The 26,306-nt window shown below is 59.6% G+C and carries 27 protein-coding genes; 13 read left to right on the top strand and 14 right to left on the bottom strand.

The annotated features are described in order from the left end of the window. Positions 1-179: 179 nt before the first annotated feature. The gene (locus KRR23_RS16550) at positions 180-839 is read left to right on the top strand and encodes an isoprenylcysteine carboxylmethyltransferase family protein (protein ID WP_216743378.1); all 660 of its coding nucleotides are present in this window, start codon (positions 180-182) and stop codon (positions 837-839) included. A gap of 28 nt (positions 840-867) precedes the next feature. On the opposite strand, the gene KRR23_RS16545 is transcribed toward KRR23_RS16550, so the two are convergent. After that, positions 868-1,965: a DUF1615 domain-containing protein gene (locus KRR23_RS16545; protein ID WP_216743377.1), complete on the bottom strand. Its 1,098-nt coding sequence runs from the start codon at positions 1,963-1,965 to the stop codon at positions 868-870. A 144-nt stretch (positions 1,966-2,109) separates the two neighbouring features. Between KRR23_RS16545 and KRR23_RS16540 the strand changes: the two genes are divergently transcribed. After that, positions 2,110-3,639: an FAD-dependent oxidoreductase gene (locus KRR23_RS16540; RefSeq protein WP_216743376.1), complete on the top strand. Its 1,530-nt coding sequence runs from the start codon at positions 2,110-2,112 to the stop codon at positions 3,637-3,639. A 19-nt stretch (positions 3,640-3,658) separates the two neighbouring features. On the opposite strand, the gene hemB is transcribed toward KRR23_RS16540, so the two are convergent. The 3 genes from hemB to KRR23_RS16525 form a co-directional block, all read right to left on the bottom strand. Beyond that, positions 3,659-4,633, bottom strand: coding sequence for a porphobilinogen synthase (gene hemB / locus KRR23_RS16535; RefSeq protein WP_019689616.1), 975 nt, complete (start codon positions 4,631-4,633; stop codon positions 3,659-3,661). Positions 4,634-4,796: 163 nt separating this feature from the next. Then, positions 4,797-5,639, bottom strand: a complete 843-nt coding sequence (locus KRR23_RS16530) for a PhzF family phenazine biosynthesis protein (RefSeq protein ID WP_216743375.1) — start codon at positions 5,637-5,639, stop codon at positions 4,797-4,799. Positions 5,640-5,687: 48 nt separating this feature from the next. Continuing rightward, on the bottom strand, positions 5,688-6,386 hold the full coding sequence (locus KRR23_RS16525; RefSeq protein ID WP_054593103.1) for a glutathione binding-like protein: 699 nt from the start codon (positions 6,384-6,386) through the stop codon (positions 5,688-5,690). A gap of 329 nt (positions 6,387-6,715) precedes the next feature. Here KRR23_RS16525 and KRR23_RS16520 point away from each other — a divergent pair, with 329 nt between their 5' ends. Both KRR23_RS16520 and KRR23_RS16515 read left to right on the top strand, forming a co-directional pair. Next, a complete protein-coding gene (locus tag KRR23_RS16520) occupies positions 6,716-7,390 on the top strand; it encodes a histidine phosphatase family protein (protein ID WP_216743374.1) in 675 nt (224 codons plus the stop codon). A 91-nt stretch (positions 7,391-7,481) separates the two neighbouring features. After that, entirely contained in the window at positions 7,482-8,537 is a 1,056-nt protein-coding gene (locus tag KRR23_RS16515; protein WP_216743373.1) for a permease, read from the top strand. A gap of 43 nt (positions 8,538-8,580) precedes the next feature. On the opposite strand, the gene mnmH is transcribed toward KRR23_RS16515, so the two are convergent. Together mnmH and selD are read right to left on the bottom strand one after the other, a co-directional pair. Continuing rightward, the gene (gene mnmH, locus KRR23_RS16510) at positions 8,581-9,678 is read right to left on the bottom strand and encodes a tRNA 2-selenouridine(34) synthase MnmH (RefSeq protein ID WP_216743372.1); all 1,098 of its coding nucleotides are present in this window, start codon (positions 9,676-9,678) and stop codon (positions 8,581-8,583) included. Then, positions 9,678-10,712 carry a selenide, water dikinase SelD gene (gene selD, locus KRR23_RS16505; RefSeq protein WP_054593107.1) on the bottom strand — a complete coding sequence of 345 codons (1,035 nt, stop codon included), beginning with the start codon at positions 10,710-10,712 and terminating at the stop codon, positions 9,678-9,680. Before selD ends, mnmH begins: the two co-directional genes overlap by 1 nt. Before the next feature lie 267 nt (positions 10,713-10,979). Between selD and KRR23_RS16500 the strand changes: the two genes are divergently transcribed. Beyond that, positions 10,980-11,936 (top strand): nucleoside-specific channel-forming protein Tsx, encoded by a 957-nt coding sequence (locus KRR23_RS16500; RefSeq protein WP_216743371.1) that lies wholly within the window; start codon positions 10,980-10,982, stop codon positions 11,934-11,936. Positions 11,937-11,978: 42 nt separating this feature from the next. Next, positions 11,979-13,013, top strand: a complete 1,035-nt coding sequence (locus tag KRR23_RS16495; RefSeq protein WP_216743370.1) for a purine nucleoside permease — start codon at positions 11,979-11,981, stop codon at positions 13,011-13,013. 174 nt (positions 13,014-13,187) lie between these two features. On the opposite strand, the gene KRR23_RS16490 is transcribed toward KRR23_RS16495, so the two are convergent. The 4 genes from KRR23_RS16490 to KRR23_RS16475 all read right to left on the bottom strand — a co-directional run bounded on the left by KRR23_RS16490 (position 13,188) and on the right by KRR23_RS16475 (position 15,512). Next, on the bottom strand, positions 13,188-14,144 hold the full coding sequence (locus KRR23_RS16490) for a zinc-binding alcohol dehydrogenase family protein (protein ID WP_216743369.1): 957 nt from the start codon (positions 14,142-14,144) through the stop codon (positions 13,188-13,190). A gap of 30 nt (positions 14,145-14,174) precedes the next feature. Next, positions 14,175-14,348 carry a DUF1427 family protein gene (locus tag KRR23_RS16485; RefSeq protein ID WP_081013678.1) on the bottom strand — a complete coding sequence of 58 codons (174 nt, stop codon included), beginning with the start codon at positions 14,346-14,348 and terminating at the stop codon, positions 14,175-14,177. 93 nt (positions 14,349-14,441) lie between these two features. Beyond that, positions 14,442-15,230, bottom strand: coding sequence for a helix-turn-helix domain-containing protein (locus KRR23_RS16480; protein ID WP_216743368.1), 789 nt, complete (start codon positions 15,228-15,230; stop codon positions 14,442-14,444). 114 nt (positions 15,231-15,344) lie between these two features. Further along, complete coding sequence (locus KRR23_RS16475) at positions 15,345-15,512, bottom strand: metallothionein (protein WP_019689605.1); 168 nt, start codon at positions 15,510-15,512, stop codon at positions 15,345-15,347. Between the two features lie 237 nt (positions 15,513-15,749). On the opposite strand from KRR23_RS16475, the gene KRR23_RS16470 reads away from it, so the two are divergent. Together KRR23_RS16470 and KRR23_RS16465 are read left to right on the top strand one after the other, a co-directional pair. Next, positions 15,750-16,562 carry a hypothetical protein gene (locus KRR23_RS16470; protein ID WP_216743367.1) on the top strand — a complete coding sequence of 271 codons (813 nt, stop codon included), beginning with the start codon at positions 15,750-15,752 and terminating at the stop codon, positions 16,560-16,562. 167 nt (positions 16,563-16,729) lie between these two features. Then, positions 16,730-17,308 (top strand): hypothetical protein, encoded by a 579-nt coding sequence (locus KRR23_RS16465; RefSeq protein WP_216743366.1) that lies wholly within the window; start codon positions 16,730-16,732, stop codon positions 17,306-17,308. Positions 17,309-17,317: 9 nt separating this feature from the next. Here the strand turns inward: KRR23_RS16465 and KRR23_RS16460 are convergent, their stop codons facing one another. Continuing rightward, positions 17,318-18,028: an alpha/beta hydrolase gene (locus tag KRR23_RS16460; protein WP_216743365.1), complete on the bottom strand. Its 711-nt coding sequence runs from the start codon at positions 18,026-18,028 to the stop codon at positions 17,318-17,320. A gap of 155 nt (positions 18,029-18,183) precedes the next feature. Beyond that, the gene (locus KRR23_RS16455) at positions 18,184-19,296 is read right to left on the bottom strand and encodes a succinylglutamate desuccinylase/aspartoacylase family protein (RefSeq protein ID WP_216743364.1); all 1,113 of its coding nucleotides are present in this window, start codon (positions 19,294-19,296) and stop codon (positions 18,184-18,186) included. 155 nt (positions 19,297-19,451) lie between these two features. Here KRR23_RS16455 and KRR23_RS16450 point away from each other — a divergent pair, with 155 nt between their 5' ends. Then, positions 19,452-20,105 carry a type 1 glutamine amidotransferase gene (locus KRR23_RS16450; RefSeq protein ID WP_216743363.1) on the top strand — a complete coding sequence of 218 codons (654 nt, stop codon included), beginning with the start codon at positions 19,452-19,454 and terminating at the stop codon, positions 20,103-20,105. A gap of 167 nt (positions 20,106-20,272) precedes the next feature. On the opposite strand, the gene KRR23_RS16445 is transcribed toward KRR23_RS16450, so the two are convergent. Beyond that, positions 20,273-20,707: a rhodanese-like domain-containing protein gene (locus KRR23_RS16445; protein WP_216743362.1), complete on the bottom strand. Its 435-nt coding sequence runs from the start codon at positions 20,705-20,707 to the stop codon at positions 20,273-20,275. A gap of 100 nt (positions 20,708-20,807) precedes the next feature. Between KRR23_RS16445 and ftrA the strand changes: the two genes are divergently transcribed. Beyond that, complete coding sequence (gene ftrA, locus KRR23_RS16440) at positions 20,808-21,785, top strand: transcriptional regulator FtrA (RefSeq protein ID WP_216743361.1); 978 nt, start codon at positions 20,808-20,810, stop codon at positions 21,783-21,785. A gap of 72 nt (positions 21,786-21,857) precedes the next feature. Here the strand turns inward: ftrA and KRR23_RS16435 are convergent, their stop codons facing one another. Continuing rightward, positions 21,858-23,087 carry an acyl-CoA dehydrogenase gene (locus KRR23_RS16435; protein WP_054596576.1) on the bottom strand — a complete coding sequence of 410 codons (1,230 nt, stop codon included), beginning with the start codon at positions 23,085-23,087 and terminating at the stop codon, positions 21,858-21,860. Positions 23,088-23,262: 175 nt separating this feature from the next. Between KRR23_RS16435 and KRR23_RS16430 the strand changes: the two genes are divergently transcribed. The 3 genes from KRR23_RS16430 (at position 23,263) to KRR23_RS16420 (ending at position 25,784) form a co-directional block, all read left to right on the top strand. Next, a complete protein-coding gene (locus KRR23_RS16430) occupies positions 23,263-24,198 on the top strand; it encodes a LysR family transcriptional regulator (RefSeq protein WP_216743360.1) in 936 nt (311 codons plus the stop codon). Positions 24,199-24,328: 130 nt separating this feature from the next. Next, a complete protein-coding gene (locus tag KRR23_RS16425) occupies positions 24,329-24,727 on the top strand; it encodes a MerR family DNA-binding transcriptional regulator (protein WP_216743359.1) in 399 nt (132 codons plus the stop codon). Between the two features lie 157 nt (positions 24,728-24,884). After that, positions 24,885-25,784, top strand: coding sequence for a hydroxymethylglutaryl-CoA lyase (locus KRR23_RS16420; protein ID WP_216743358.1), 900 nt, complete (start codon positions 24,885-24,887; stop codon positions 25,782-25,784). Positions 25,785-26,306: the final 522 nt, after the last annotated feature.

The following is a 26,306-nucleotide window of genomic DNA, read 5'->3' as shown; positions in this document are numbered from 1 at the left end:
ACCAAGGAGTTTTCCGTTTCGACTGCGCCGGAAGTGGGGCGAATTATAGACTTCCAGAATCTGCCGTCAACACTTAATTTAGTTTTTCTATCCTGGCTGGTGAAAGCGGCCGATCAGGCATCGTAATCAGCCTGGTCCCACTACGCTTATATAGAGACGATCCAACGAGCCCCCCCGCCATGAAGATCTCCCTGAAGCTGGCCGTGTTCAGCATTGCAGCAGTTCTGGTCTATCTCGGGCTCGCCATTCTGGGACTGGGTGGCTTTGCTGCGTTTTTCTCGCATCCAGCCCTGATGGTCATTGCCCTTGCGACACTGGTCATGGTGGGAGTTTCGTTGCTCACTGAAGCCAACTTGAACTCCGGGGTACGTGAAGACCGGGCCAACCGTTGGGTGCTACCGGTATTTGGGGTGATCGGCGTGTTGTCCGCGTTTATTCCGGCCTATACCGACCGAATGGACTTCTTGACCTTCGGTGGCGAAGGCATACGCTGGGTTGGTGCAATTCTATTCATTGCGGGCGGCGCGTTGCGGATCTGGCCCGTGTTCGTACTTGGCAAACGCTTCAGCGGCCTGGTCGCCATTCAACCTGGGCATACGCTGGTGACTGACGGTATCTACCGAAGGCTGCGTAATCCGAGTTATCTCGGTTTATTGATCAACGCGCTGGGTTGGGCGCTGGCCTTTCGCTCCAGTGTCGGGATCGTGCTCGTCCTCCTGCTGCTCCCTGCCCTCATTGCTCGCATAAACGCCGAAGAAGACCTGCTGCGCAGTGAGTTTGGTGCCAAGTATGACGCTTACTGTGCGAAGACCTGGCGGCTCATCCCCGGGCTCTACTGAGATCAGCGCCCACAGCCAACGCTTACCTCTACTCCGCCGAAGCACGCGTCATGCAGCGCTGATAACGCTCATCGACACGCTTGGCGAACCAGGCCGTGGTGAGCTTTCGAGTGATTTTCGGGCTTTGCAACTGGATACCTGGCAGGATTGCCCTGGGCAGCGGTTTGCCTTCAGCCGTTTCCGCCAGTTCGAACACCTTCTTATATAGCTTGCTGTCTTCAAATTCGAGGCGGTTACCCAGCTCCAGCTGATCCCTGATCGTCGTATTGCGCATGTCCAGCCGTTTACCCAACGCGCGAACCGCCAATTCCGTCGCGCCGGGCATGATCGAGTCGTAGCGGATCAGATCACCATCCAGTGCCAAACTGCTTCCCGAAGCGCGATTGAGCGCACTCTGAAACGCGGCGTTGCGGCTGGCGTACCAGCCGGCATTGAAATCGGCAAAGCGGTACAACGGTTGGTGGTAACTCACTGGGTAGCCGAGCAAATGTGTAATGCCGAAGTACATGCCGCCATGGCGACTGAACACTTCATGACGAATCGAGCTGTCTACCGGATAGGGATAGTGCTGTGCGTGCTGCTCGGCAAACGCGACACTGACCTGCATCGGGCCTGCGGTATGCACCGGATTGAAACCACTAAACAGTGTTTTGCCCATCGGCACCCGGCCGATGAAATCGTCAAATATCGCGCTGAGTTCCTTCTCGCTGCGCGCCGCATTCAAGCGCTCGCTGTAATTTTTGCCGTTGGTTGAGCTGACCTGCAAGGCTCCGCGCACCAACAGATCGGGAATGTGTGCCCTGGCAGCACGTCGATCGATTTCATCCCGGGCGATCTTTCCCAGCCCCGGCACTGTCGGGTCTGTTTGAAAGGTCGACTCCTGCTCGGTTACCGCCAGCACCGAACACAGGTTCTGCGTGGTGGGCGGGATCGTTTGTGCCGCAAACGCTGCATAAATGTCGGTGGCCCAACCTTCACGGTCTACGGTGTTGCTCGGCAACAAACGGGCAATCTGCGCTTTCACCTGCACGGGCGTCGGTTGAGCCGCTTGCCGAGCAGCCTGATTCGCGCAGCCGGCCAATACCAGCAACGTAACTACACTTATGATCAATCGATGAGATCGCATTTTTTACATGGGTCCTTTTAAGCGCCCTGACCGCCGAGGATATCGCTTCTTCAACCATTGCATCGGAGGAGCAAGCACCTCGGTCAATCGGATCTAAACTGGATACACCCCTGTTCAGCGGGACTCTCGATCGAGGGCAACGACATGAACCGCAGCGATGTACTGATCGTTGGCGCCGGCCCCACAGGACTGGTCCTGGCGCTGTGGCTCAGCAAGCTTGGAGTCCGCGTGCGCATACTCGACAAGACCAGCGCACCCGGCACCACTTCTCGTGCGCTGGCGGTTCAGGCACGTACGCTGGAATTGTACCGCCAGCTCGACCTCAGCCAAGCCGTGGTGCAGAACGGCCACAAAGTACCGGCAGTCAATCTGTGGGTCAAAGGCGAACCAGTAGCGCGGTTACCGTTCGAGGATATCGGCAAAGACCTGACCCCTTACTCGTTTCTGGAAATGTTCCCGCAGGACCAACACGAGCGACTGTTGATCGAACGCCTGGAGCAGTTGGGCGTGGTGGTCGAGCGCGACACCGAACTGATCGGCTTCACCGAACATGGCGGCACCATCACCGCGCAGTTACTCATGCCCGACGGCCAGGAGCATACCTGTCAGACCTGCTACCTGGCGGGTTGTGACGGCGCTCGCTCTACCGTGCGCAAGACACTCGACATCGGTTTTCCCGGTGGCACCTACCAGCAAGTGTTTTATGTCGCCGACGTCGAGGCCTCCGGTCCGGTGTTCAATGGTGAATTGCACGCGGATCTTGATGAGGCTGACTTTCTGGCGGTTTTTCCGTTGGCCAGCGAAGGCCATGCACGACTGATCGGAACCGTGCGCGACGAACGCGCGGAACAGGCCGAAACCCTCAAGTTTGAAGACGTCAGCAGCCGGGCCATCGAACACCTGAAGGTTCAGGTACACAAGGTCAACTGGTTCTCGACTTACCGGGTTCATCACCGGGTCGCAGACACTTTCCGCTTCGGGCGCGCCTTTTTGCTCGGCGATGCCGCCCATGTGCACAGTCCCGCCGGCGGCCAGGGCATGAACACCGGTATTGGCGACGCGATCAACCTCGCCTGGAAACTCGCCGCCGTTCTCAATGGAGCAGCCAACGACAAACTGCTCGACAGTTATGAAGTCGAACGCATGGCCTTTGCCCGGCGACTGGTGGCGACCACCGACCGGGTGTTCAATTTCGTCTCCGCCGAAGGCGCAATGGCCGACCTGATACGCACCCGCATTGCACCGTTCCTGCTGCCAAAAATGGTCTCATTTGAATTGGCGCGCGAATATCTGTTTCGTACGGTGTCGCAAATCACCCTGAATTATCGCGGGATGCCTCTGAGCGAAGGTCACGCCGGCCATGTTTTTGGCGGTGATCGCCTGCCCTGGGCGCATGACAGCGAGGCCGATAACTTCGACAGCCTGACAAGCCTGAACTGGCAGGTTCACGTATACGGCGACACCAGCGAAGAAATGCTCGCCTGGTGCGCCGAGCATCACTTGGCACTGCACATTTTCGACTGGCATCCGACCCACGAAGCCGCCGGGCTGGCGCGCAATGGCTTCTATCTATTAAGGCCCGACAGTTATGTGGCCGTCGCCGACCTGTCCGCCGACCCGAAAGTCATCGAGCGTTACTTCCGGGACCACGGGATCAAACCGTTCCTCTGGTAACAATGGAACGCCCGGCGGCTTAGATTCCGCTCAACGCCAGGTCCATCGCAAAGTAGGTGAAGATCAGGTCCGCGCCCGCCCGCTTGATCGCCCCCAGGCTCTCGCGCACCACACGGTCCTCATCGATCGCACCGGCGGCGGCACCGAACTTGATCATCGCGTATTCGCCACTCACCTGATATGCCGCCAACGGCAAACGCGACGCTTCGCGGATATCACGGATGATGTCCAGATACGCACCCGCCGGCTTGACCATCAGCGCATCGGCGCCTTCCTGCTCATCGAGCAACGATTCGCGTACCGCTTCACGGCGGTTCATCGGGTTCATCTGGTAACTTTTACGATCGCCTTTGAGCGCACTGCCACCAGCTTCGCGGAACGGACCATAGAGCGCCGAGGCAAATTTGGTCGAATAGGCCATGATCGAAGTCTGGCTGAAGCCGGCTTCGTCGAGCGCCCGGCGAATGGCCTGGACCTGCCCGTCCATTGCCGCTGAGGGCGCAATCACGTCCGCCCCGGCCCGTGCGGCGGCGACGGCTTGCTTGCCGAGATTGATCAGGGTCTTGTCGTTATCGACTTCACCCGCATGCATCACCCCACAGTGACCATGATCGGTGTACTCGCAAAAACAGGTGTCGGACATCACGATCATCTCCGGCACCGCGTCCTTGCAGATCCGTGCCATACGCGACACCAGACCGTTTTCATTCCAGGTGTCGCTGCCGCTGCCATCCAGGTGATGTGAGACCCCGAAAGTCATTACCGACTTGATGCCCGCCCGCGCATAGCGCTCGATTTCGCCTGCCAGTTTCGACTCCGGAATCCGCCGCACGCCGGGCATGCTGGTAATCGGCACGAAATCGTCGATTTCTTCTTCGACAAAGATCGGCAGCACCAGGTCATTGAGGGTGAACTCGGTTTCCTGGAACAGGCTGCGCAACTGCGGATTGCGACGCAAACGGCGTGGACGGGCTTCGGGGAACTGGCTGGACATGGGTTTTCCTGGCAGGAGGCCAACGGCCTGGACAAGACGAAAGTCATAAAGGAAGGGAGCTTATGCCCCTCTCCCCCGCCGACACAAACGTAAGTTGAGGAACAGTTTATTTCCGATTCGGTAACAGTTTGGCGGCGAGCAACGGTTAAGAAGCTCACCAGCGTTACAGATTCAAGCTGCCGTCGATGCAGGTCACGGCCGAGCCGCCGATCCAGATTTCATCGCCGATCCGTTCGACCCGGACTCTCCCGGCGCGGCCCATGGTCAGGCCCTGGCTGACCACGTAAACATCCGGCGCTAGCCCCTCGGCCAATAACCATTGGGCAACGCCGGCATTCAAGCTGCCGGTGGCCGGATCTTCGGGCATGCCGTCCCCGGAAATGAACGCGCGCACCTCAAACTGGGCCTCGTCGCCATCACGTTCGGGGTGCCACGGCGCAATGACGCCGACCGCCAGCCCGAGCATCTGTGAATGATCGGGCTGCAGCGCCAGCACTTGCGCACGCTCAGCGAGCATCACAGCCAACCAGCCAGCACCGTTATCTACCCATTGCGCCCGAATAATCGCGCCAGCTTCCAGCCCGAGCCCAAGGCGCACCCGCTCCACCAGTGCCGCGTCCAGCGGGCCGGACTTGAGCAACGGTGGCGCGAGGAACGCCAGGTCGGTGCCTCGGCGGCGGATGCGCACCAGGCCTACGCCACACTCCTGAATGATTTCCTCCCCCTTGGGAATACCGCCCGCCTCCAGCCAGGCATGACAACTGCCCAGGGTCGGATGACCGGCAAACGGCAACTCCTGCAAGGTGGTGAAGATTCGGACTCGATAATCGGCCCGCGAATCGCCGGGCTCCAGCAAGAAGGTGGTTTCGCTGAGGTTGGTCCAGCTCGCAAACGCCGCCATGCGTTCGTCACTCAGTTCGTCAGCCCCCAAGACCACGGCCAACGGGTTGCCCTTCAGTGCAACACGGCTGAAGACGTCCACCTGTTTGAAGTCGTATCGAGGCATTGCTCTTCCTTAAGCCGGGCTAAATAAATGGAGTCGTGACGCTTGCCGTCACTTGGGAATTTCCAGCCCGCGAATCACTGCCGGCCGTGCCAGAAAGCGTTCCAGCACACGCAATACGTTCGGGAAGTTGTTGATCCCGACCAGGTCCCCCGCTTCGTAGAAGCCAATCAGATTGCGCACCCACGGGAACGTCGCGATATCGGCAATGGTGTAACGCTCGCCCATGATCCAGTCGCGGCCTTCCAGGCGACCGTCGAGCACTTTCAGCAAACGCTTGCTCTCTTCGACGTAGCGATCACGCGGGCGCTTGTCCTCGTAGTCCTTGCCGGCAAATCTATGGAAAAAGCCCAACTGACCAAACATCGGTCCGATGCCACCCATCTGGAACATCAACCACTGAATCGTCTCGTAACGTGCGGCCGATTCCTGCGCCAGCAGTTGCCCGCTTTTGTCGGCGAGGTAGATCAGAATCGCTCCGGATTCGAACAACGCCAGTGGCTGATCACCCGGACCGTGGGGGTCCAGGATCGCCGGAATCTTGTTGTTGGGGTTCAGCGACAAGAATGCTGGAGAGAACTGATCATTGGTATCGAAACCCACCCGGTGCGGCTCGTAAGGCAAGCCGGTTTCTTCGAGCATGATCGAGACTTTGACACCATTGGGTGTCGGCAACGAATAGAGCTGTATCCACTCGGGAAACTGCGCAGGCCATTTCTCAGTGATCGGGAATGCGGACAAATCGGTCATGGTGAACATCCAGTGACAATTGAATGGCGATGATGGGCTTGCTCGCGGCAGATGCCCGACCTCAGGGCGGCTAGATTATAAGCACAGCACGGATCGGGACAGGTTAGATCAGAAACATTCTGTCGATAACCTTCCCGGCAGCCAACCCGATCCCGCAGATAAAGTAACGCGCGCCGTTTCGAATCGAACCAAAGGGTGTCAGTGAACTCTCAAGGCTGCCCTTGCGTTAGACGAATCGACCCCACGACATGAAAAGCACTTTGAAGCCACGAGCTCCCGGTGTGATGTTTTGTCAGCCTTAAACGAATGCGCTGAAGAATAATAACTCAATGAAAAAGCACCTGAACTTCGTTAAAATTCTGAACCCGCGCACCCTGGTGTTCTGTGCGGCCTTGCTCATGACCTGCGCCCTGTTCCTGGCGCTGGAAGCCAGTGAGAGCCGCGCCCAACCGGCTGACGGCACCCAGACCCTGGTGTTCTTGCGCCACGCAGAAAAGCCCGCCGGAGGTCTCGGCCAGCTGAACTGCCAGGGCCTGAACCGCGCGATCAAACTGGCAGAGCTGCTGCCAGAGAAGTTCGGCAAGGCCAATTACGTGTTTGCCGCCAATCCGACACGCAACGTCGAGGAAGGCGAGTTCGACAATTCCTACAGCTACCTCCGCCCCCTGCTGACCATCAGCCCCACCGCAATCAAACTCGGGCTGCCGGTGAACATCGAATTTTCGGCTAACGACATCAGCGAACTGGCCGACGAGCTACTTCACGCCAAGTACCGCAACTCGATCATCTACACGGCCTGGTCCCACGGCTATCTGCCGGAGTTGATCAACAAGGTGGCGGAAGAGGCCACCGGTGAAAAACGCCCCCTTCTCGACGACTGGCCATCCAACGATTTCGACTCGCTGTATGTGCTGACTCTGACCTGGCACAACGGCAAGGCCACCTTGCTCAGTCAGCGTTACAAGCAAGAGCTGAACAACGGCCTGCAGACGTGTCCCACATAACGGGTCGGCGTGTGCCCACCGTTTCCGGGCCTCTGGACTAAACTGCACTGGGGTATGATGCCCCACTGTCCTAATTGTCCGGAGCCTCTGTATGTCCAACTCCTTAGCGGTCCCCAACCGGGGCCTGACGCTCTGGTGGAAACCCGCCCTGTTCCTGATGGTTGCCTGTATCGGCCTCTACTACGTCAAGTGGTCGCCCTACTACCTCAAGGCGTTCGTGGCCGCCGACAGTCACAGCATCGGCGCCTCTATCCTCAACGATGAACAAACCTCACCGCTCGCCGCTGCACTGGTGTACGCCAAGGTGTACTTCCTGGCGATCTGGAAAGCGGCCGTACTGGCAGTGATACTGGGTTCGCTGTTGCAGGTATTGATTCCGCGAGACTGGCTGCTGCGCTTGTTCGGCCGTGCCGGTTTTGCTTCGACCTTGCGCGGCGGCTTGTTCGCCTTGCCAGGCATGATGTGCACCTGCTGCGCCGCGCCAGTGGTGTCCGGCATGCGCCGTCAGAACGTCTCGGTGGGGGCGGCGTTGGCGTTCTGGATTGCCAACCCGGTACTCAACCCGGCAACGCTGGTGTTCATGGGTTTCGTACTCGGCTGGGGCTTTACCGCACTGCGGCTGGTGGCGGGAATTGTGCTGGTGCTGGGTGTTTCGTTGGTCGCCCAACGCATCTCGCGCCCCGATTACATGCCGGAGGCGGCGCTGGAAGCAGTGGCCGAAGCGACCCGCGCAACCGACGCACAACCCTTTCTGAGCCGCTGGGCGCGGACCTTGTGGCAATTGTTCTGGACCACTATTCCGATCTACGTACTGGCAGTACTGGTTCTGGGCGCCGCCCGGGTCTGGCTGTTCCCGCATGTTGACGGCGCGATGGCCAACAGCTTGCTGTGGCTGATACCGCTGGCCATCGTCGGCACGCTGTTCATGATCCCCACCGCCGCAGAAATCCCCATCGTGCAAACCATGATGACCCTGGGTTTGGGCACCGCACCGGCCGTGGCGCTACTCATGACCTTGCCGAGCATCAGCCTGCCGTCGCTGTTGATGCTGCGCAAGGATTTCGATACCCGGGTGCTGGTGACCGTGGCTGTGCTGACCATGCTGGTTGGCGTGATCTGCGGCCTGATCGGCGCATTGGTGCTCTAACGGGGATTGCAGGCGCTGGTTAACCAGCGCCTGCGTCTCGATCTTAACGGTTACCGCGCTCACGCAAGTACTCGAGCACCGCAGCCTCTTCCCCCACAAACTCGATTCGGTCGCCTTTCTTCTCGCGCTGGAAGGCGTACATCGGGTCGTAATACTCGTTCAACAAACCTTCGATCCAGCCACGGTGCAAGTCCACTGCACCGCTGCGTGCCTGCTCGGCCAACGCGGCCTCCATCAAATCGAACATGCGCTGATGACGCTCGCCACCCAGGCGCTTGCTGATGTTGTTGAGGCTTGCCAGCATACGCTCGGAGAACTGTGCGAACCCCTCGTCGCCATGTACAGCGACGAATTCCGCGCAGAGATTCACCACGTAATCGCGCAGAATTCGCTCGACCCGGTCTTGCAGGCTGTCTTCGAGCCAGACCATTGGAAAACGTTGCATGCCCTGATACAGCGGTAGCGGCAAGGCACAGCTGCCGACCATACGGCTTTCATCTTCGAGCACGAACTGTTCAATGCCACGGGCACGCTTTTTCAGCACGTCGACCGCCAGGCGGTTCTCGAAGTCGATGTTAGTGGGCTGACCAGTCGCACGCTTGCCAAAGCTGGAACCGCGATGATTGGCGTAACCTTCAAGGTCCAGACCATTGTTCAAACAGGTGAGGACATCGGTTTTACCGGTGCCGGTCATACCTCCGAGCAAGACGAAGTCGCACTGCTCGACCGCTTGATCGACCGTTTCCAGCAGAAAAGTCCGCATCACCTTGTAGCCGCCACCGACCCGAGGGTAGTCGATGCCGGCCTCGTCCTTGAGCCATTGCTGGACGATCTGCGAACGTAAACCGCCGCGAAAGCAATACAGGTAACCGTCGGGATTGGCCCGGGCAAAATCAGCCCAGGCCTGGATGCGCGCGGCCTTGATCTCGCCCGAGACCAACTGATGCCCGAGCTCAATGGCAGCCTGCTGACCGTGCTGTTTGTAGCAGGTGCCGACCCGCTGGCGCTCATTGTCCGTCATCAGCGGCAGGTTGATCACCCCTGGGAACGAACCCTTGGTGAACTCGACTGGCGCGCGGACATCCATCATCGGCCGGTCGTTGAGGAAAATGTCGCGGTAATCAGTGAAATCGATAAGCATCAAATCACCTCTACCGCGTTGCTCTGTCGCTCAACCAGTTCACCGATCGGCGCCAGGTTCAGGCCCAGTTCGGCAGCAACGGCAAGAAACTGCTCGTTGCCCTCGGGCGTCACGGCAACCAGCAAACCACCGCTGGTCTGTGGATCGCACAGCACGCGCTTGTGCAGTTCCTGTATGCGTCCGACCTTGTTGGCGTAGCTGTCGAAATTACGCAGGGTACCGCCCGGCACACAGCCTTGATCGAGGTAGTACTCGACGCCCGGCAGACGTGGCACGCGGTCGTAATCAATACGCGCGGTCACGCCGCTGCCATCGGCCATTTCCACCAGATGCCCCAGCAACCCGAAACCGGTGACGTCGGTCATGGCGGTCACGCCGTCGAGTTTGCCGAAACGGCTACCGGGTTTGTTCAGGGTGCACATCCAGTCACGGGCCAGGCCGACGTCGCTGGCGCGCAGCTTGCCCTTCTTCTCGGCGGTGGTGAGGATGCCGATGCCCAGCGGTTTGGTGAGGTACAGCAAGCAACCGGCGGTGGCCGTGTCGTTGCGCTTCATGTGGCGCTTTTGCACCAGCCCGGTGACCGCCAGGCCGAAAATCGGCTCCGGCGCATCGATCGAGTGCCCGCCGGCCAATGGAATACCTGCCTCATCGCAGATCGAACGGCCGCCGCGAATCACTTCCCGGGCAATCTCCGGCGCCAGCACGTTGACCGGCCAGCCAAGGATCGCAATCGCCATCAACGGATCGCCGCCCATCGCGTAGATATCGCTGATGGCATTGGTGGCGGCGATTCGACCGAAATCGAACGGATCATCGACAATCGGCATAAAGAAGTCGGTGGTCGACACCACGCCACGCTCGTCGTCGATGGCATACACCGCCGCATCGTCGCGCGATGCATTACCCACCCAGAGCTTAGGGTCGAGATTCTGCGCGCCGCTGCCGGCCAGAATCACCTCCAGCACCTGAGGTGAAATCTTGCAGCCACAACCTGCACCGTGGCTGTACTGGGTCAGGCGAATCGGCTCGCTCATGGGGGCACCTCTGGAATTCAAGTTCAACAATTCTAACAGAGCACGGCGCAAGCGCTGGCAGAGCCTGCCCCGCTTTCGAGCAGATACGCTCGCCAAGGGAGCAAATTGCTAACCAAAACGTCAGCTAATTCACAAAATCTCCCTTTATTTCAATCGTCTGTTCCAAGTTGGTCCGCAACATGCAAACGTTTGCGTCAGTCACGTGAACGCCTGATCAATGCATGAGCGCTCACGTTCGGCCAACCACTGCACGAACAGGGATTTTCAATGCACGCCACTTCCAGACGCACCGCGTCCTGCCCTACTGTTGCTGTTTCCTTGCTACTAAGCGCCGTTACGGGACTACTCAGCTGCGCTGCCCTGGCTCAAGAAAAAACCGTTGATGAGTCAGCCCAAGGCGAGACGCTCAGCACTGAAGCCAGCCCACCAAAGAAAGGCGCGTACCTGTCGGACTGGTTCAATCAGGATCTGACGCTGATCGGCAGCAAGGACATCAGTTTCGGCCCGCAACCGGCCGACGACGTTTACCTGGAATACGAGTACTTCGGGCGCAAGGGGCCATTCGAACTGTATGGCTATATTGACGCCCCGAAGATCCTCGGCATTGGCAACAGCCACGACAAAGGTGCCTGGGATCACGGTTCGCCGTTGTTCATGGAGCACGAGCCACGTATTTCCATCGACTACCTGGCCGGTCGCAGCCTGGCGATCGGGCCGTTCAAGGAATGGTATGTCGCGTTCGACTGGATCTACGACCACGGCAGCAGCACCGCCAATCGCGCCAACACACTTTACAGCGGCCTGGGCACCGACATCGACACCCATTCGCGGGTCAACCTGTCGGCCAACTTCTACGGGCGCTATCAGTGGGAGAACTACGGCGCCAGCAACGAGTACTCGTGGGATGGGTATCGTGCCCAGTTGAAGTACATCGTGCCCATCGACCGCTTCAGCAATGGCGCGTCACTGACTTACATTGGCTTCACCAACTTCGACTTTGGTTCGGACCTGCATAAAGACAATCCGGCGCGCACGGCCAACGCCACCGTGGCCACTAACGTATTGCTCTATTCATTCACGCACCTGCGCTTCACCCTGGTAGGGCGTTATTTCCATAACGGCGGTAACTGGGAGGATGGCAGCGAGTTGAACTTCGGTGAAGGCAGCTTCCGCGCTCGCTCCAATGGCTGGGGTTACTACGCGGGTGTCGGGTATCAGTTCTGAGTGGCAAGCTGGTTCGTTATCAACATCTACCAAGGAGGTTTTATGCACACAGTTACACGTCTTTCTCTGTCAGCCGGTCTGGCCTGCAGCACCCTGCTCTCTTCCAGTGTCTGGGCAGCCGAGGCCCCGATCACGCCGAAAGTCATGCTGATCAGCATGTTCGCCCCGGAAGCAAAAACCTGGATTGATCGGCTGGAACTCAAGCAGGAGATCCGCGTACCGGGGCTTTCTGCCGAGTATCCGAGCATTCGCTGCAATACGCAGCAGGTGTGCCTGATGGTCACCGGTATGGGTCAGACCAACGCCGCGGCATCCACGCTGGCATTGGCCCTGTCACCGAAATTCGACCTGCGCAAAAGCTATTTCCTGATTGCCGGAATTGCCGGTATCAACCCGCACCACGGCACTATCGGCACCGCCGCGTGGGCACATTATCTGGTGGAGTTCGGCACGCAATGGGAACTGGATTCGCGAGACGCCCCCAAAGAGTGGCCGACCGGTTACATCGGCATCAACACCAAAGGTCCGAACGAAAAGCCACCGCTGGACTACAAGACCGAAGTCTTCGAACTCAACCCGAAGCTGCAAGCCAAAGCCTTCGCCCTGAGCGCGAAAGTTGCTCTGAGCGAAAGCCAGGAGTCCGCCGCGTGGCGGATGAAATATCCCTACGCACCGGCCAATCAAGCGCCGGTGGTCACTCAATGCGACACGCTGGCCGGCAATACCTGGTTTTCCGGAACGCGCCTGAGCGAGCGCGCTGAAGTCTGGACCCGTTTGCTGACGGACAACCAAGGCGTTTACTGCACGACTCAGCAGGAAGACAACTCGACGTATGAAGCGCTGCTGCGCGCCAGCCGTGAAGGCCTGGTGGATATCCAGCGCCTGGCCGTGGTGCGCGCCGGTTCCGACTTCGACCGTCCGTATCCGGGTTACAGCGAAGTCGACAACCTGCTCAAGTACGCCGATCAGGGTGGTTTTGTGCCGGCCCTGGAAAACCTCTTCCGCACCGGCAACCCGCTGGTGCAGGAGATTCTGAAGAACTGGTCGGCGTGGGAGAAGGGTGTGCCTGAGGCATAACCTGTGGCGAGGGAGCTTGCTCCCGCTCGACTGCGAAGCAGTCGCAATGCGGACGACGCGTTCCGACATTTGGAACGCGACTATCGTTACTGGGCCGGCTGCGCCGTCCAGCGGGAGCAAGCTCCCTCGCCACAGTCATCACCCGTCGATGGAACACCTCGAACCCGACAGCCATCACGGCAACAAAATCGCCTTGTCGCCGCCGCCCTGATTGACCTCGGCATAACGCTCGAGCCCCTCGGCCAGTGGCGACTCCAGCAGCCCTTCCGGCAGCGGCAACAACCCGTCATCGAAGAACCGGCCGAACTGCTCAAGCATCGCCGCGCAGGCTTCGACGCCGTACAGCAACGAGTTGATCCCGACAACCGAACCACCCCGGCGATACAGCGCCAGCGCCGGCAGTTGCACCTGCCCGTCGACTGGTGCGGCGATGATTGCGATGCGGCCGAAGGTGGCCAACGCCGCTACCGACGCCGGCAGCCAAAAACCGGTGGTATCGAAAATCACGTCGGCACCGCCCGTAAAAATCGCATTGACCTGAGCGCCCAGCGCTTCCGGTGTTTCCAGTTGAATCGTGTTAAAGCCCTGGACCTGCAAGGCCTTGACCTGCTCGGGACGTCGCGCCGCCGCCAACACCTGGGCACCGCGAATTTTTCCCAGCGCTAGCGCCGCACTACCCACCGCGCCACCACCGATCACCAGTAAACGGGTTTGCGCGCTCACCAGGCTGCGTTCCAGCGCATCCCACGCCGTGGTGTAGGGCACGCCAAGGCTGGCAGCCTGGGCAAAGCTCAAATGCGTTGGTTTGAGAGCAACGCCCTTGGCCGGCAACTTCACGTATTGCGCATGCGAGCCATCGGCGAAAAAACCCAACTCGCGGCCCGTGCCCCAGACTTCCTGACCGATCAGCGCCTGCGGCCCTTCAATCACTACACCGGCAAAGTCACGACCGGGAATCCGTGGCAGCGTGGTGTAGGGAAAACGTCCGAGCACGTTCTTCACGTCGCTGGGATTCAGGCCCGCAGCCTTGATCTGCACCAATACCTCGTTGGCGCCCGGAACCGGGGTTGGTACCTCAACGTAACGCAGGGCCGCCAGATCACCGGTTTTATCGAATTGCAGTGCTTTCATGGGAGTTTCCATCTGACAAATGAAGGGATTTCAGGAGATCCAGCCAGCGACCAGCTGCCGCCCCATCGGCCACAGCTGTTCGCCGGCCAACATGCCCAGCAACCCCACCAATGCAATGGCCGGTGGCGCGGGCGAACGAAAATCCAGCGCGCCGTAGAGCAGGCCGACGCCAAGACCAATAGCCACTGAAATGAGGTAGTTCATGCTGAGCTCCGTGTAATCGGGGATACACAGAGTCTAGAGAATGGTCGCCAAAGCGATCGGCCAAGTACTTCAGGATTTCGGCCAAATGCACTGCTACGGCGCGGAGCTGAAATCGCCTTCGCGGGAGAACTGCGAGGGTGGAACACCCAGCTCGCGGCGAAACATGTCGCTGAAGCTGCTCGGCGAATAGCCCAGTTCCCAGGCGATTGTGCTGACCGGCACGCCCTGGATCAGCTCGGCGACCGCAATCGCCAATTGCACCTGACGCCGCCATTCGGCAAAGCCCATGCCCAACCCATCCTTGAACAACCGCGCCAGGGTGCGCACGCTGGCGCCGGCATTTTCGGCATGCTGTTCGAAGGGGAAATCCAGAGACGGTGCGGCCATGACCGCCTGACAGAGATTGACCAGCCGTCGCTCGGCGTTGTCCGGCATGGGAATCTTCAACAGCGAACGTTTCGCCCGTTTCAGCTCCAGCAACGCCAGCCCCACCAGCGCTTCGTAGTACTCCGTCGGTCCACTGTCGCCCTGCTCCACCAACCCGAGAATCAACTCGCGCAGCAAACCGCCGACCTCGATCACCTGAACGCTGCTGTCCAACGTCGCAGCCAATGCCGGGCGCAGGTAGATATTGCGCATCTGCAGGTCCGAGACCACCCGAATCCCGTGCACCACCCCCGGTGGCAGCCAGACCGCCCGTTGCGGCGGCACGACCAATGCTTCGTCGGGAGTCTCGACCCACATCACCCCGCTCATCGCATACAGCAATTGGCCCCAGACATGCTCGTGCGGCTCGATGTACAGGCCGCGCGGATAGGTGCGCGCCAACGGTTGCACCGGCACATCGGTGTCGCTGAGATCAGGCGGAGCGGCAAGGGCCATGGACGGAATCGTGAAAAAGGGAGAAGGCCTCATGGTAACGAGGCACTGCGATTGCCGCCAGTTGACACCCGCTCAACGTGGAGCACAAACGGCTCCACGTTCAGGCAGATGTTTTCAGCCGTGAGCCCCCTTGGCGCATTGGCAACCCGCCGAGGTGCAGGCTTCGCCGTGCTCATGATGCTTGGCGCAACCCTCACAGCAATAGTGTTTACCGTGGCGGACGATAGAGTGCTCACCCAGTTTGCAATTACAGTTGGGGCAGGCGCAGGTCGTTGCTTTCATCTATCTGACTCCATGCGTGTGGTCGTCCAGAGGCGGCACCAATGCCGCACCTGAAGCAATGACCGCACAATGAAAACCGGTTCCGATGACGTGCCAGGCGGCCTTCGCTCATCTCTTAGGGTAGTCGATGCACTCGCGACCATGACCTGCGATTGCGATCTGCGTACCCAAGCCTGAAATGGTACGACGAAGCCGGGTATGCTGTGACAACAACGACTATTGACCAAGGACTTGGCCGTGCTGCTTTTGAAACTGTCGCTGATCCCCGGATTTCTCTTACTGATATCCCTCGCCGGCAAACGTTGGGGACCGAGCATAGCCGGTTGGCTGTCGGGGTTGCCGGTGGTGGTCGGGCCGATTCTGTTTTTTCTGGCCGTCGAACAAGGCCCGGTCTTTGCGACGCAAGCAGCGACCGCCGCCCTGTCAGCAATGTTTGCGATGATCACCTTCTGCGTGGTTTACGCCCAGGCGGCGCAAAAATTCAACTGGCCCGCGGCGTTATCGATCGCCCTGCTGAGCTGGGCCACAGCGGCCGTGGTGTTGTCGCTGATTTCAGCGTCACTGCTGTTTTCGACCCTCGCGGCGATCACTGCGTTGCTCGCGGCACCTTATCTGTTCCCGCGTGTTCAGCCCTTGGTTTCAGGCCTTGCGCCGAAATCCGACAAACTCTTGCTGCGCATGCTGGCCGGGGCGCTTCTGACCTTGGCGGTGACCTTGCTCGCCAGCACCGTCGGCGAGCGCTGGAGCGGCTTGCTTGCGGTGTTTCCGGTGCTCGGCAGTGTCATGGCAGTGTTCTCTCAACAAACCCGGGGACCCGCATTCACCGCCGTGTTACTGCGGGCCACGGCCACCGGCATGTATTCGTTCGCGGCGTTCTGCCTGACGCTGGCATTGGCACTGCCTCGTTGGGGATGGAGCGCATTCGTCCTCGGCGTGGCAGTGTCTCTTGGCATGCTGCTGATCACCAAGCGGCTGGCCGCACCATCGCGTGGTAATGCCCGGCAAACGCCTGAAGTGAGGGCCGAGCCAAGCGACCCGCAACCACGGTAGCCAGCGAACGCCCAGCCGATTGTGCCGGACGAGGATCTTCGCTCCCACGCTCGCGGGTCACATGACCTCACGTCGCCTCTCCTGCCCTGATTCAAGATCGCGCTGGAGTGATCAAGGTTGGCCGTGGGATGATCGCCGCCACTGCGCGATTACCCCGGAGAGTTTGCATGTCGTTGAGTAAAAAAGCCGTTGTCCTGTTGCTGACAGCGGTCACCAGCTTCGCTGCCGTGAGCGTTTACGCTGCCAAGCAACCGGCCGCGAAAACCGCACCCGCACAAAAAATCTCGGCGCTGGGCGGGAAATTCGCTTTCACCTTGCCCCAAGGCTTTATTGCCAACCCACTGCCTGGTGGTGATGCCGCCAAGGGCACCGCTGGCGCAACGGGCACCATGTACACCAATCAGGCGAGCAAAACCGTACTGATCATTGCTGAAAATACCTTGCCCAATAGTCTGAACGTCAAAGACAACGACACTGCTTTTCTGGACGAGTCAGTGTCCGGTTTCGCCACTCAGCAACGCGAAGCCTTGCCTGACTTCAACAAGCAAAGTGAAAAAAGCCTGATCGTCAAAGGCCTGGGCCTGCGCCAGATCGACAGCACCGCCACCCAGGGCGGCGGTCTGACGCTCGACACCAGCCTGCTGGCCGGCTCTGGTACACGCATGATGCTGATCCAGATCATCTCCCGCGCCGACGACAAGGCTGGTCATACGGCATTGGTCAAACAGATCCTTGGCGATAAATAATCCTTCAGACTACTGATTGATCCGCAGCAACCAGGCATTCAAATCCTGCATTTCGGCCGCACTGATGGTGTGGCCGACGCCTGGATAGGCATGAAACTCAGGCGTGAGCGCAATGCCCTGCAACAGGCTGTTGGCCTCGCTGCCATCGCTGTAGGGCAGTTTCAGGTCGGCCGTCCCGTGACCGATGAAAATCGCCAACGGCTCAAGCGCCTTGTCGGCCTTGAGCTGCGACCTCAACACTGGCAAAACCTTACCGCTCAACGCCGCAATCCCGCGCACCGTCTCGGGATGACGCAAGGCAACTTCATACGACATGATCGCGCCCTGGCTGAACCCCACCAGAAACACCTTGTCGGCCTCCGTGTGATACTTCTTCGCCGCCTGCGCCACGAAATCGACAATCAGCGCGCTGCTGCTATTCAGGTCATCGGTATCGCCGTCATAAGCGCCTTCGCCCTTCTTGCGAAACCACTGATAACTGTCCGCCTCAACCGCCTGCGGCGCCCGCACCGACAGGTATGTGTACTGCGCCGGCAACTCCTCCTTGATGTCGAACAGGTCCTCTTCGTTACTGCCCGAACCGTGGAGAAAAATCACCAACGGCTGATTGCGTGAATCAGGATTGGACTGCTCAAGGTACGGCAACGGCAAATCATCGTTGAGCGCCGCATGGGCAACGGAAGACACCATCAACATCAACACAGCAAAAAACCGGAACATGGACCTTCCCTCGAATACGGCAAATTCGCGCCAGAGCCTAACACCACAAGAAGCGCTTTCGAAAACCGCTCCAACCACTCAGGCCGGCTGTCAGGCCGCCATCGCGAGCAAGATCAGTTCCCACAGGAGATGGGGCAATTGACCACTACACAGACTCAATCGTTGACCAACTTCCCAACCCGTATCGCCTCCCGTCCGGCCACCTTTGCCTGCCAGATCCCCGGCTGCGTATACCGCCCACGATCCAGCGCAAACAACACCCCACTGGTCCCGGCACGCACCACCGTGACCCGATCACTCAACGGATCGACCACCTCAAACAACGCATCGCCCTTCTCGACCCACTCACCCGCCTCACGCAGAAAACTCACCACCCCGTGATGCGGCGCAAACAGATACTCCGTCCCCTCGAACGGCATCCCCTCACAACACTCGCTTGGCGCCTTCGGCCACTCACCGGCAATCAGACCCTGCTCCGCCAGGAACCCAAGTATCGCCTCACAATTGGCCTGAGCCTGATCGACCCGCGTGTCGCCCATGCTCCCCAGCTCCAGCGTTGTCGCCAGGTTGGCCGGTGGAATCACCGCCTGCGGGAAAGCTTTGGCCAGCCGCAACCACGGCGATGAACAGGACTCATCGAACGAACTGCCACCGGAGTCTTCGCACAACAACGCCACCCCGGCCTTCAACCGCGCCGCCAGAGACTGCCACCGCGGCCAGTGTTGCGGCAGCGCATAAAGATGAATGGCCGCCTCGAAATCGCAATGCAGATCCAGGGTGATCTCAGCCTCACAGGCATGCCGTAACAGCAAGCGATGCAGGGCTTCCAGCTGTGAAGCCGGAGCCGGTAACCGGTCGAGGACCTGACCCATGGTCTGACGGATCAACGCGATGTTGGCCTCGGCGTCGTTGCCCAACTGCGAACCGATCAACGCCCCCACCGGCCCGCTGAGTTCGTAGAACGCCCGGTTGAAATTCTTCCCGCTGCCCAGCTCGAAACGGCCCATGTGGGCGCTTTGCAGATGCTGGTCCAGGCCAATCGGGTTGGCCACCGGCACCAATTCGATAACACCGTTGAGCTGGCCCTGAGCTTCAAGTTCGGAGAGACGCTTCTTCAGCTCCCAGGCTGTGCGCATGCCCGGCAGTTCATCGGCGTGCAGGCTGGCCTGAATGTAGACCTTGCGCGAACCCGCGCCAAAACGAAACACGCTGAGGCTGCGCTCGGTGCCGAGGTGGCTCCAGGGCAGTTGATGGTCGATACGTTGCATGGCGGGCTCCTGTGTTGAACTCTGCCTGGTGACCTTTGCGTTTGCCTTCAGACGTCTGTAACCGGCCTTCAGAAACGCCTCGCTTTCAGTCAAGATGCCACAGGTTCCGACAGAAAAGCCGACCGTACACCCCTTCGCCACCAGAGAGCCGCGCCATGCCCGAGCAATCGACCTCGTTGAACCTGATCCAGCACCACCCCGCCGAAGGCCCGGGCGCGATTGACGATTGGGCCGAGTCCCGGGGGCTGACGCTTAAGGTGTTTCGCGCGGACCTTGGTCAGCTACCGCCCGCAAGCGCTGCGCCGGTGATCATTCTGGGCGGGCCTTATGAGGCCAATGCAGGTCCGCAGTGGCTGGCAGAAGAGCGCAAGTGGCTGGCGGCGAGCATCGCACAAGGCGCGCCGGTGTTCGCCATTTGCCTGGGTGCGCAATTGCTGGCCCTGAGCCTGGGCGGGAACGTGCGGCGAATGGCCCGGACCGAGACCGGCTGGACCCAGGTTACATTCGCTGACGAGCACGCACTGAACGTACTGGAATGGCATGAGGACGCGATTGATTTACCACCCGACGCGCAATTGCTGGCCAGCAGCACCCAGTGCGAGCAGCAGATGTACGCCGTCGGCTCGACGCGCGTGGGATTGCAGTTTCATCCGGAATGGAACGCCGAGTCGGTAGCGCTGCTCAATGCCCACTTCGGCAACGAGTCCCCCCTGACCCGCGATCAGGACGACAGCGCCGCTTACCGCCTAGTGTTCGACTGGTTGCAAGCGACGCTGGATGAGTGGCACGCGGTCGCGGCCAGGGCCTAGTGATGCCCCCCTGTGGCGAGGGAGCTTGCTCCCGCTCGGCTGCGAAGCAGTCGCAATAAAGTTGATGCGTTTTCCTGAGAGAACGCACTGACAGGTTTACGACCGCTTCGCGATCGAGCGGGAGCAAGCTCCCTCGCCACAAGAACTGACTCGACCACGTGTCGTGATCAGCACTCGCATCCGATTGCCGCACTGGCTGGCCGTTCAACCGTGCGGCTCAACTCAAAGCCTTCATCCAGCCACCCCGTCACTCCGCCGATCATTTCCTTGACCGGGTATTCCAGCGCCGCGAGCTTCACCGCAGCCTTGTTCGCGCCGTTGCAGTGCGGACCGGCGCAATACACCACGAACAGCGTGGTTTTCGGGTAAGCCGCCAGTACCTCGGCGCTGATCAAGCGCCCAGGAATGTTGATCGCACCCGGCACATGACCGCGCTCGAAAGCCAATGGCCCCCGCACATCCACCAAAACGAAGTCCACATCACCGGCTTGTTGGCTGCCAAAGACGTCGGAACAGTCGGTTTCAAAGGTCAGGCGATTGCTGAAATGCATCAGGGCAACGGCAGATGGGGCGGCAGGAATTTCGCGAACCAGACTGGTCATGGGTGTTCTCCAAAGCGTGTGTGGGCGTGAGAGGACTGTATCCAACTCGCCGATACCGCTACAGTGGCGCACAAGACACTCACTGGGAATTTTCCGCCAAATGCACACCGAACCCGGATTAGTCGCGATTCTGGCCTACGACGGTCTCTGCACCTTCGAGTTCGGGATTGCCGTGGAGATCTTCGGGCTGGCGCGGCCAGAGTTCGACTTTCCCTGGTACGAACACCGGATCGTCGGCGTCGATCAGGGACCGATGCGCGCCATGGGCGGCATTCAGGTTTTGGCCGACGGCGGTATGGAGCTGCTGGACACCGCGCGGACCATCATCATTCCCGGTTGGCGCAGCCGTACTGAACCAGTGCCTGAAGCCCTGCTTTCGGCCCTGCGTCAGGCGCATACCCGAGGCGCGCGGCTGCTGTCGATCTGCTCCGGGGTGTTTGTACTCGCAGCCACGGGGTTGCTCGACGGGCTGAGCGCGACGACTCACTGGCGTTATACCGAGGAACTGGCCGAGCGCTTCCCGAACATTCTGGTCGATCCCGATGTGCTGTATGTCGATGCGGGTCAGTTGATCACGTCCGCCGGCAGCGCCGCCGGCATTGATGCGTGCCTGCACCTGGTGGCGCGGGACTTCGGCACCCAGGTCGCCAACTCGGTGGCACGCCGGTTGGTGATGTCGCCGCAACGTACCGGCGGGCAGGCACAGTTCATTCCCGCCCCCGTCAGCCGCACACCCCGCAGCGATTTGTCACGCGTCATGCAATGGGCCCGCGAACGCCTGCATGAACCGCTGGGCGTGCGCGAACTGGCGAGCCAGGCGGCCATGAGTGAGCGAACTTTTTTACGACGGTTCAGCGAAGCCACCGGTGCCTCGCCCAAATCCTGGCTGCAACAACAACGGTTGGCACGCGCCCGGGAACTGCTGGAAAGCAGCGTGCACAACACCGAGTCCATCGCGCTGCAATGTGGTTACCGTTCGGTGGAGAGTTTTCGGGTGGCGTTTCGCAGCGTGGTCGGGCTACCGCCGTCGGTGTATCGGGAGCGGTTTGGCCGCGAGGTGAAAACGCTGTCGATGTGAGGGGTGATTGCAAACGCACTCACCCGCAAACGCAGCAGCACTGTGTTTGCGGGTGAGGTACAGCGCCGAAGCTTAGTGTCCGCTGCGCAGCATTTCATTCGGCACATATTTGCCGATTTCAAACTTGCCGATCGCCGCACGGTGCACTTCGTCCGGGCCATCGGCCAGACGCAGCGTACGTTGCATGGCGTACATGTAGGCCAGCGGGAAATCGTTGGAGACACCCGCACCACCGTGGATCTGAATCGCCCGGTCGATCACCTTCAAGGCCACATTCGGCGCCACCACCTTGATCTGGGCGATTTCGCTTTTCGCCACTTTGTTGCCCACGGTGTCCATCATGTAGGCGGCTTTGAGGGTCAGCAGCCGCGCCATGTCGATTTCCATCCGCGAGTCGGCGATCTTGTCGATATTGCCGCCCAAGCGCGCCAGCGGTTTACCGAATGCGGTGCGGTTGATCGAACGTTTGCACATCAATTCCAGTGCGCGCTCCGCCATGCCGATCGAGCGCATGCAGTGGTGAATCCGGCCTGGGCCAAGGCGCCCCTGGGCGATCTCGAAGCCACGGCCCTCACCCAGCAGCACGTTTTCATAAGGTACGCGGACGTTCTCGAACAGCACTTCGGCGTGACCGTGAGGCGCATCGTCGTAACCGAACACCGGCAGCGGACGGACAATCTTCACGCCAGGAGTATCCACCGGCACCAGAATCATCGAGTGCTGCTGGTGACGCGGCGCGTCCGGATTGCTCAGGCCCATGAAAATCAGGATTTTGCAGCGTGGATCGCATGCGCCGGAGGTCCACCACTTCTTGCCGTTGATCACCCATTCGTCGCCATCGCGCACCGCACGAGCGGCCATGTTTGTGGCATCGGAGGACGCCACGTCCGGCTCGGTCATGGCGAACGCCGAACGGATCTCGCCGCGCAGCAGCGGCTCCAGCCAGCGCTGCTTTTGCTCTTCATTGGCGTAGCGCACCAATACTTCCATGTTGCCAGTATCCGGCGCCGAGCAGTTGAACGGCTCAGGTCCGAGCAAGGAGCGGCCCATGATTTCCGCCAATGGCGCGTATTCCAGGTTGGTCAGGCCGGCGCCCAGTTCGGACTCCGGTAAAAACAGGTTCCACAAGCCTTCAGCCTTGGCCTTGTTTTTCAGTTCCTCCATGATCGCGGTCGGCTGCCAGCGATCGCCTTCAGCAACCTGGCGTTCAAACACCGCTTCGGCTGGATAAACGTAAGCATCCATGAACGCAGTCACGCGTTCACGCAGTTCCTGGACCTTGGGGGAATAGGCGAAATCCATGGGCAGCTACCTTTTTTGACGAGGTGTTGAAGACGTTGTTGAGGTCATGAATCGATGCTAGATCAGCGTTGATAATTTACCTAGCCTATTCTCGGCGTGTATTAACATTCATCACCGATATATGATCGACTGATCGAGCCCCTGCTCCAATAACAAAAGCCAAGAGCGAAACGCCATGAATCTAAGCAAGGTCGACCTCAATCTTTTCATCGTCTTTGACGCAATCTACACCGAAGCCAACCTGACCCGCGCCGGGCAAATTGTCGGCATTACCCAGCCTGCGGTGTCGAACGCTCTGGCCCGTCTGCGCGAGACCTTCAACGACCCATTGTTCGTGCGTACCGCCCAGGGCATGGTGCCCACGCCCATGGCGCAAAACATCATCGGCCCGGTACGCAACGCGCTGTCGCTGCTGCGGGTATCGGTGCAGGAAAGCCGGATTTTCAACCCGTTGCAGGCGGTCAAGACCTATCGCATCAGCATGACCGACCTCACCGAAGCGGTGATCCTGCCGCCGCTGTTTCAACGCCTGCGACGCCTGGCGCCGACGGTGATCATCGAGAGCTTCCTGTCCAAACGCCGCGAGACCACCAAGGAACTCGCCGCTGGCCGCCTGGACTTTGCCGTCGATGCCCCGCTCAACACCGATCCGCAAGTGCGCCACGTCAAGTTGATGGAAGACCGTTATGTGTGCGCCATGCGCAAGGGTCATCCGATGGCGAGCAAGGAAAAATTCACTCTCGACGACTACCTGTCACTGCCCCATGTGCACATTTCCAGCCGCCGCAGCGGCCTGGGTTATGTCGACCTGGCCTTGGGCAAAATGGGCATCCAGCGCAAGATCGCCCTGCGCTCGCAGCATTACCTGATGGCCTCCCAGGTGTTGCAGCAAACCGACATGGTGATGACCGTGCCAGAGCGTTTTGCCCGGCGTCATGACCTGCACGCCTTCTATCTGCCGGTCAATGATGTGCCGCCGGTGGAGACCCACCTCTACTGGCACGAAAGCACCGACCAGGACCCGGCCAACCGCTGGATGCGCGAGCAGATGATCGAGTTGTGCCAGCAAGTGACGGCGCATGAGAAGAAGCTCGACAAGCAGTTGGCTTGAGGAAGGTTGAAAGATCGCAGGCTGCGCCAGCTCCACACTGTAAAGGCATATGCCTGCGATTTTTTCCTCCTTGACGTTTACGTCAACCTGACATTAGCTTAGCGCCATGACCTCTTTTTCGAGCGCGCCCATGAGCAGCCAGACCTATAGCATTTCCGACCTCGCCCGCGAACTCGACATCACCACTCGCGCCATTCGCTTTTACGAAGAGCAAGGCCTGCTCAGCCCCGAGCGTCGCGGCCAGGAACGTATCTACTCACCACGTGACAAGGTCAGCCTGAAGCTGATCCTGCGTGGCAAGCGCATCGGTTTTTCCCTGGCCGAATGCCGCGAACTGATCGAGCTTTACGATCCCTCCAGCGGCAATCAGAAACAGCTGCACAGCATGCTGGCGAAAATCACCGAACGCCGTGAACAGCTTGAACAGCAATTGCTGGACATCGAGCAGATGAAACTGGAACTCGACACCGCCGAAGAACGCTGTGTCCAGGCGTTGGAACAGACGATCAAGAGCCAGCAGACGGTTTAGCAGGTCTACGCAATCCACTGTTGATCGTTCCCACGCGCAGTAAAGGAACGCAGCCCGTGACGCTCCGCGTCACAATCAAGAGCGGACGCAGAGCGTCCATTGAGGCATTCCCACGCAGAGCATGGGAACGATCTCATAACACACAGGTAGATATCCTATGCCCCTCCCCACCCACGTACGCCTGATCGAAGTCGGCCCACGCGATGGTCTGCAGAACGAAGCCCAACCCATCAGCGTTGCGGACAAGGTGCAGTTGGTCGATGCACTCAGCGCCGCTGGCCTTGGCTATATAGAAGTCGGCAGTTTCGTTTCCCCGAAATGGGTACCGCAAATGGCCGGCTCGGCTGAAGTTTTTGCGCAGATCCAGCGCAAGCCAGGGGTGACCTACGGCGCACTGGCGCCGAACCTGCGCGGGTTCGAAGACGCGGTTGCTGCCGGGGTCAAGGAAGTCGCGGTATTCGCCGCCGCGTCCGAATCCTTCTCGCAACGCAACATCAATTGCTCGATCAGCGAAAGCCTGGCGCGCTTCGTGCCGATCATGGACGCCGCCCGGCAACACGGGGTCAGTGTGCGCGGCTACGTGTCCTGTGTGCTCGGCTGCCCTTACGAGGGTGACGTGGCGCCTGAGCAAGTTGCCCTGGTTGCACGCGAGCTGTACGCGATGGGCTGCTACGAGGTCTCTCTCGGCGACACCATCGGTACCGGCACCGCCGGCGCAACGCGCAAGATGTTCGAGGTGGTTTCAGCTGACGTGCCACGGGACAAACTGGCCGGGCATTTCCACGACACTTACGGTCAGGCCATGGCCAACATCTATGCCAGCCTGCTGGAAGGGATTGCGGTGTTCGACAGTTCCATCGCCGGCCTCGGCGGCTGCCCGTATGCCAAAGGCGCCAGCGGTAACGTTGCCACCGAAGACGTGCTGTACCTGCTCAACGGCCTGGGCATCGAGACCGGCGTCGACATGGACAAACTGATTCTGGCCGGCCAGCAGATCTGCAACGTCCTGGGCCGTCCCACCGGTTCACGCGTGGCCAAGGCCCGCAGCGCCCAGTGATGTGTCGGGGGTGTTACCGCACCCGCAACAAAACGAGTAACACGGAAACAACCTGACCGAATTTTTATGAACGATTTGTCCTACAAAATTTTAATTGCTTGATTTTAAAGGACTTTAAAAAGTTGGCATGGCTTCTGCTATCTCTATGGCATAACAAGAATAAAAAGCAGCAAACCTAATAAAAATAAGACGTAACGACTCTGACATAACAAAAACAACACGGCAGAGACGCAGCTAACAGATTTTTTTGGAGAAGGTGTGCTTTTCAGGGTGCTGCTTGCAGTAACCCGCAACCGGGCAGAGAACAATAAAACTACCTTCAGGTAGCTCCCGAACTGGTTGGATCGCTTGGCGAAAAAGCAGATCAGCGCTCAAAAAAATACGTTTGCTCTTGACCCCGGATGGGGGTCGCCCAAAACAGCGGTAAAGGGTCACGGTTGCCAAAAACAACAATAGACCGCCCCTTAATAATAAAAAAAGAGCAGGCAACGACAAATTAAAGGGGAGCTTCGGCTCCCCTTT

The organism is Pseudomonas sp. CVAP#3, from assembly GCF_018986375.1.
Classification (GTDB): Bacteria; Pseudomonadota; Gammaproteobacteria; order Pseudomonadales; family Pseudomonadaceae; genus Aquipseudomonas; species Aquipseudomonas helvetica.
This window is presented reverse-complemented; position numbering and strand designations above follow the sequence as displayed.

Bases quoted from the DNA above. Each gene is read 5' to 3' on its own strand.
- KRR23_RS16485 (WP_081013678.1), bottom strand. From the start codon at position 14,348: ATGAACTACCTCATTTCAGTGGCTATTGGTCTTGGCGTCGGCCTGCTC.
- KRR23_RS16420 (WP_216743358.1), top strand. From the start codon at position 24,885: ATGCCCCTCCCCACCCACGTACGCCTGATCGAAGTCGGCCCACGCGAT.
- KRR23_RS16445 (WP_216743362.1), bottom strand. From the start codon at position 20,707: ATGACCAGTCTGGTTCGCGAAATTCCTGCCGCCCCATCTGCCGTTGCC.
- KRR23_RS16475 (WP_019689605.1), bottom strand. From the start codon at position 15,512: ATGAAAGCAACGACCTGCGCCTGCCCCAACTGTAATTGCAAACTGGGT.
- mnmH (WP_216743372.1), bottom strand. From the start codon at position 9,678: ATGCTTATCGATTTCACTGATTACCGCGACATTTTCCTCAACGACCGG.
- selD (WP_054593107.1), bottom strand. From the start codon at position 10,712: ATGAGCGAGCCGATTCGCCTGACCCAGTACAGCCACGGTGCAGGTTGT.
- KRR23_RS16435 (WP_054596576.1), bottom strand. From the start codon at position 23,087: ATGGATTTCGCCTATTCCCCCAAGGTCCAGGAACTGCGTGAACGCGTG.
- KRR23_RS16545 (WP_216743377.1), bottom strand. From the start codon at position 1,965: ATGCGATCTCATCGATTGATCATAAGTGTAGTTACGTTGCTGGTATTG.
- KRR23_RS16500 (WP_216743371.1), top strand. From the start codon at position 10,980: ATGCACGCCACTTCCAGACGCACCGCGTCCTGCCCTACTGTTGCTGTT.
- KRR23_RS16465 (WP_216743366.1), top strand. From the start codon at position 16,730: ATGTCGTTGAGTAAAAAAGCCGTTGTCCTGTTGCTGACAGCGGTCACC.
- KRR23_RS16460 (WP_216743365.1), bottom strand. From the start codon at position 18,028: ATGTTCCGGTTTTTTGCTGTGTTGATGTTGATGGTGTCTTCCGTTGCC.
- KRR23_RS16450 (WP_216743363.1), top strand. From the start codon at position 19,452: ATGCCCGAGCAATCGACCTCGTTGAACCTGATCCAGCACCACCCCGCC.
- KRR23_RS16430 (WP_216743360.1), top strand. From the start codon at position 23,263: ATGAATCTAAGCAAGGTCGACCTCAATCTTTTCATCGTCTTTGACGCA.
- KRR23_RS16490 (WP_216743369.1), bottom strand. From the start codon at position 14,144: ATGAAAGCACTGCAATTCGATAAAACCGGTGATCTGGCGGCCCTGCGT.
- KRR23_RS16480 (WP_216743368.1), bottom strand. From the start codon at position 15,230: ATGGCCCTTGCCGCTCCGCCTGATCTCAGCGACACCGATGTGCCGGTG.
- KRR23_RS16525 (WP_054593103.1), bottom strand. From the start codon at position 6,386: ATGACCGATTTGTCCGCATTCCCGATCACTGAGAAATGGCCTGCGCAG.
- ftrA (WP_216743361.1), top strand. From the start codon at position 20,808: ATGCACACCGAACCCGGATTAGTCGCGATTCTGGCCTACGACGGTCTC.
- KRR23_RS16425 (WP_216743359.1), top strand. From the start codon at position 24,329: ATGAGCAGCCAGACCTATAGCATTTCCGACCTCGCCCGCGAACTCGAC.
- KRR23_RS16495 (WP_216743370.1), top strand. From the start codon at position 11,979: ATGCACACAGTTACACGTCTTTCTCTGTCAGCCGGTCTGGCCTGCAGC.
- KRR23_RS16530 (WP_216743375.1), bottom strand. From the start codon at position 5,639: ATGCCTCGATACGACTTCAAACAGGTGGACGTCTTCAGCCGTGTTGCA.
- hemB (WP_019689616.1), bottom strand. From the start codon at position 4,633: ATGTCCAGCCAGTTCCCCGAAGCCCGTCCACGCCGTTTGCGTCGCAAT.
- KRR23_RS16515 (WP_216743373.1), top strand. From the start codon at position 7,482: ATGTCCAACTCCTTAGCGGTCCCCAACCGGGGCCTGACGCTCTGGTGG.
- KRR23_RS16455 (WP_216743364.1), bottom strand. From the start codon at position 19,296: ATGCAACGTATCGACCATCAACTGCCCTGGAGCCACCTCGGCACCGAG.
- KRR23_RS16540 (WP_216743376.1), top strand. From the start codon at position 2,110: ATGAACCGCAGCGATGTACTGATCGTTGGCGCCGGCCCCACAGGACTG.
- KRR23_RS16550 (WP_216743378.1), top strand. From the start codon at position 180: ATGAAGATCTCCCTGAAGCTGGCCGTGTTCAGCATTGCAGCAGTTCTG.
- KRR23_RS16520 (WP_216743374.1), top strand. From the start codon at position 6,716: ATGAAAAAGCACCTGAACTTCGTTAAAATTCTGAACCCGCGCACCCTG.